4 protein-coding genes are annotated in these 3187 nt (G+C 29.2%); all 4 read right to left on the bottom strand.

Annotated features, from left to right (window positions below; translation table 11 throughout):
• Window positions 1-122: 122 nt before the first annotated feature.
• The 4 genes from J4051_RS18660 to J4051_RS18645 are packed head-to-tail and all read right to left on the bottom strand — an operon-like array spanning window position 123 to window position 2774.
• Complete coding sequence (locus J4051_RS18660; protein ID WP_208235403.1) at window positions 123-743, bottom strand: hypothetical protein; 621 nt, start codon at window positions 741-743, stop codon at window positions 123-125.
• A gap of 48 nt (window positions 744-791) precedes the next feature.
• On the bottom strand, window positions 792-1382 hold the full coding sequence (locus tag J4051_RS18655; RefSeq protein ID WP_208235402.1) for a hypothetical protein: 591 nt from the start codon (window positions 1380-1382) through the stop codon (window positions 792-794).
• Window positions 1372-1845, bottom strand: a complete 474-nt coding sequence (locus J4051_RS18650) for an RNA polymerase sigma factor (protein WP_208235401.1) — start codon at window positions 1843-1845, stop codon at window positions 1372-1374. The genes J4051_RS18655 and J4051_RS18650 overlap by 11 nt, the downstream gene beginning before the upstream one ends.
• Window positions 1845-2774 carry an alpha/beta fold hydrolase gene (locus J4051_RS18645; RefSeq protein ID WP_208235400.1) on the bottom strand — a complete coding sequence of 310 codons (930 nt, stop codon included), beginning with the start codon at window positions 2772-2774 and terminating at the stop codon, window positions 1845-1847. Before J4051_RS18645 ends, J4051_RS18650 begins: the two co-directional genes overlap by 1 nt.
• Window positions 2775-3187: the final 413 nt, after the last annotated feature.

Genomic DNA, 3187 nt, shown 5'->3' with positions numbered 1-3187 from the left:
CTTTGCTATAGCCAAATTGGGATTGATGTATGATGCCAATAGAATGGCATTAGTTGAAAATGAATACATTTTACTTTTTTTCAGAACAGTGCTTTGTTGGCTGTAGGCTTTTCAATTCCATTTTAATTCCATTTTTTATTGTTCTCAATTATACTTTTAATAAGTATAAAAGCCAAGAGTAATGATGGAATATGCCAAGAAATTATTTTTCGATTCATTAATATGGTAGTGATAATTAATAGGCTCCAAATAATTATTTTTGTTATTTTTTCAATTTTCCTTTTTTTATCGACTGGTAATTTTTTTTTAATATCTTTCTTAAGATTTGTATTCTTTTCTTCCAAATACATGGGGATTTCATCCAAAAGTTTTTCTCGTTCATACCAAACTTCAAAATCCTCAAAAAGTATTTTGGAGTTGCACAAATCCATTAATGCTACTGAAATTATTGAAATGCAAGCACCAGCAATAGAATCAGCTCCCCAAATAAATGAAAATGCAGAATCATAATTATCTAAATCTTCATCTAATGAGGACAAGTCATCTAATTCCTCTTTTTTAATAAAATAAACTTCAAAAAATGTTTTCTGCCCATTTAATTCACAATCTCCTCCAAACTCGTCAAAAAGAATAAAGTTCTCGTTAAACTTAAAATTATAACCGAGTGTTCTAATTTGAGCTTCAAGTTCTAATTTTGAGGGTATTTTTGTTTTATTAATAAAAGCTATAATAGTCATTGACATAATTCTCGGTTTTTTAGCATAATGCCAACGTTTGGTATATGCTGCCCTTTAGTCATTCATTTGATTATTCAATTTCTCAAATTCAGCTAACAGCTTATTTAGTTTTGTGTTCTGTTTTGTAATTGCTTTAGGTCTTAAATAAAACCAATTTATCGCAAACCATAGTGCGGTTATGGAATAAGTAATTATACCCCAAGTTATTGTCATTCCAGAAACATATTCAAAAAGATATAATCCAATACCTAAAGATAGCATTATAAAAAACACACTTAACATTTTAGTTTGTTGGAATACTTGTGCCTCTTTTAACTTTATAAGTTGTTGAAGGTATTCCTTGCTATTAGGCTCTGTCTTATTTTTGTTAAGTAAAGAAAATTGTTTGTTAAATGGTAATAAATATATAATTGTAGCTAAAACAATCAATATAATACCAATTTTAGTAGTTATTAATTCAGGTTGATAATAATACCAAATAAAACCAATGAAAGATATGGTTAATAAAAGTGTAATGTTTACGATTATTAGCGTTAAAAAGCTTCTTTTTTTTAATTTATTTACTTTAGAATAAAGAATTTCCACATCCGGGGTTTCTGTTATTTGTTTATTCCATAGTTGTCTAAAATCTATATTAGTTTCCATTTTTTTTAAATTTTTGTGTTAATTTTTCTTTTATTCTGTGAATCTTAACTCTAACGTTGCCTTCAGACAGACCAACAATTTCAGCTATTTCCTTTTGATTCATATCTTCTAATTCCAAGGATATTATGATTCGTTCTACTTCTTGTAGTTCAGAAATACACTGATATAAAAACTGAATATCCTTCTCTATGTTTGTGTCCAATATTTCATCTTTAATATCTAATGGTAATTCGGACTTAGGCATTTTGTTATCTTTTTGAATCTGCCGTAAGCAGGTATTAGATGCAATCCTAAATATCCAAGTTCCAATAGAAGATTCGTTTCTAAATTTGGGTAATTGTTGCCAAACTTTAATAAATGTTTCTTGAGCTAAATCTTTTGCTCTATCAGTTTCATTTACGTAACCCATACATAGCCTAAAAACTTTTTGCCAGTGTGTTTTATAAATAGTTTCAAAATTCATTATTCAGTCCATTTTTTTAATGCGTTGATAAATTGGGTTTGCTGGTCTATAAAGAGGTTGTGAGAACAGTTGTTTAAATAAACTAAATTATTTTCCCCAATTAAACTTTCAATGTTTTTTACTTGACTCTTTGAAAAGAGACCATCATCTTTACCATATAAACCGAAAACAGGTGTGCCATTCTTCACTATTTGTTTTAGATTATCTTTTAAGTCTAATGTTGTATATTTTTCATTTTGCCAAAAACCTCTTGGTGCTTCGTACGTCATTTTTGAACTATATTTTATAAGCAAAGAGTCTGTTTTAAATTTTTTATAAATATTTAAAGCTTCAATTGTTGGTTTTTTTGCATAATAAAATCCATTTTGCATAGCGTGACTAAAACAGTATGAACTGTATTCTATAGAGTTTTTATCCATTTTCTCCAACATATTTATATAGTTAAGATTAACTGAATCATTCTTACTTATATAAATTGATTTTGATGAATTTAAGATGGTAGAAAAAGTTTCTGGCATCGAAAGTGGTGCAGAGACAAGAATTATAGATTTAGTTTTATTTGGATATTTTTCAGCATATAAGTTTGCAATTATTCCACCGAAACTATGTCCTAGCAATGTTGCTGATGTTAAATTGAATTTTTGGTAAATTAAATTTAAATCATCAAAAGTTTCATTAAATGTGAATTTCGCATCTTTATCTGGTGACCTTCCTTCTCCACGTCTGTCATAAGAAATGACATAAAAACCACTTTCCGAAAGTTTTTGAGCTGTTGTTGATTCAAAACCCACAGAATTATATCCTGGTCCACCGTGAAGGAAGATTAGTGGCTTATCATTTGGATTACCAAATGCTTTTGAATAAATTGTTTGAGAGTTAACTACGATTGTAGATACAATAAATACGAATACTGCTAGTGCTTTTTTCATTTTGTTCCCTTTTAGTTTTCATTTAGATACAAGGAATTTCAAAATGTTACAAATTATTTTTATTAGGTTGCATGTAACTTACATTCATAAGCTCCAACAGTGACATATCTCCCCTAAGTGTGCCAATACGATCAACTGTAGTTATTTATCTATATCAATCTAAATTTCCAACCTCCAATCTACCACCTTTCCCTAAATTTTCCTATATGTAGAACGATGTGTTTTTGAAACTATTCTCAGGGTTATAGTGGCCGATAGTTATTGTGAGCTCGAACGGGATGCTCCTCCCAGCGGGGACAACAAGCTCATAAAACAGGTCTTTGCTATAGCCAAATTGGGATTGATGTATGATGCCAATAGAATGGCATTAGTTGAAAATGAATACATTTTACTTTTTTTCAGAACAGTGCTTT

It is taken from the genome of Gelidibacter pelagius, assembly GCF_017581925.1.
GTDB classification, from domain to species: Bacteria; Bacteroidota; Bacteroidia; order Flavobacteriales; family Flavobacteriaceae; genus Gelidibacter; species Gelidibacter pelagius.
The sequence above is the reverse complement of the archived record's forward strand: the minus strand, read 5'-3'. Positions and strand labels throughout refer to the sequence as shown.

Excerpts from the sequence above, each read along its gene's own strand:
- J4051_RS18660 (WP_208235403.1), bottom strand. The coding sequence starts at position 743 with ATGTCAATGACTATTATAGCTTTTATTAATAAAACAAAAATACCCTCA.
- J4051_RS18655 (WP_208235402.1), bottom strand. The coding sequence starts at position 1,382 with ATGGAAACTAATATAGATTTTAGACAACTATGGAATAAACAAATAACA.
- J4051_RS18650 (WP_208235401.1), bottom strand. The coding sequence starts at position 1,845 with ATGAATTTTGAAACTATTTATAAAACACACTGGCAAAAAGTTTTTAGG.
- J4051_RS18645 (WP_208235400.1), bottom strand. The coding sequence starts at position 2,774 with ATGAAAAAAGCACTAGCAGTATTCGTATTTATTGTATCTACAATCGTA.